A 1,257-nucleotide genomic window follows, 5' to 3' on the forward strand; every position below is an offset into this window, starting at 1 on the left:
AGTTTGTGTTCCAGGTAGTGAATGTTCACACCACCTTCGCAGAAGCCTTCATCACGAACCAGGTCCCGATGCAGCGGGATGTTGGTCTTGATGCCGTCAACCACGATTTCGTCCAGGGCGTTACGCATACGGGCCATGGCCTCGTCGCGGGTGGCGCCCCAGGTGATCAGCTTGCCGATCAGCGAGTCGTAGTTGGACGGAACCTTGTAGCCGCTGTACAGGTGCGAATCCACACGTACGCCGTTGCCGCCGGGCGCGTGGAAATGCTTGACCAGGCCAGGGCTTGGGATAAAGGTTTTCGGGTCTTCGGCGTTGATGCGGCACTCCAGGGAGTGGCCATGCATCTTCACGTCGTCCTGGGTGAAGGACAGCACGTTACCAGCGGCGATGCTCAGCATCTCCTTGACGATGTCGATACCGGTGACCATCTCCGAAACCGGGTGCTCTACCTGCACACGAGTGTTCATCTCGATGAAGTAGAAGCGGCCGTTCTCGTAGAGGAACTCGAAGGTACCGGCGCCACGGTAGTTGATGTCGATGCACGCCTTGACGCAGCGAGCCAGAACTTCCTGGCGAGCCTTTTCATCCAGGCCTGGTGCCGGCGCTTCTTCCAACACCTTCTGGTGACGACGTTGCAGCGAGCAATCGCGGTCGCCCAGGTGGATGGCGTGGCCTTGGCCGTCGGACAGAACCTGCACTTCCACGTGACGTGGGTTGGTCAGGTACTTTTCCAAGTAGACCATCGGGTTGCCGAACCAGGCACCCGCTTCGGAACGGGTCTGCTTGGCCGCTTCGATCAGGTCTTCTTCCTTGTGCACCACGCGCATGCCGCGACCACCACCGCCACCGGCGGCCTTGATGATCACTGGGTAACCGACTTCGCGACCAATGCGCAGAGCGGTTTCCTCGTCTTCAGGCAGTGGGCCGTCGGAACCAGGAACGGTTGGCACGCCGGCTGCGATCATGGCGTCCTTGGCCGATACCTTGTCGCCCATCAGGCGAATGGTTTCGGCTTTAGGGCCAATGAAGGCGAACCCGGATTTTTCCACCTGTTCGGCGAAATCGGCGTTTTCCGCGAGGAAGCCGTAGCCCGGGTGGATACCATCAGCGCCGGTCACTTCAGCCGCGGCGATGATGTTCGAGACTTTCAGGTACGAGTTCGTGGCCAGTGGCGGGCCGATGCAGATGCTTTCGTCCGCCAGTTTCACGTGCATCAATTCGGTATCGGCCGTCGAGTAAACAGCGACGGTCTTGATG

At 59.8% G+C, this 1,257-nt stretch carries 1 protein-coding gene; it reads right to left on the reverse strand.

Annotation, left to right across the window (positions count from 1 at the left end):
• On the reverse strand, positions 1-1,257 hold a 1,257-nt coding region (gene accC / locus AOA61_RS05950), incomplete at both ends, for an acetyl-CoA carboxylase biotin carboxylase subunit (protein ID WP_099601327.1).

The organism is Pseudomonas sp. 2995-1 (assembly GCF_002742505.1).
Lineage (GTDB): Bacteria > Pseudomonadota > Gammaproteobacteria > Pseudomonadales > Pseudomonadaceae > Aquipseudomonas > Aquipseudomonas sivasensis.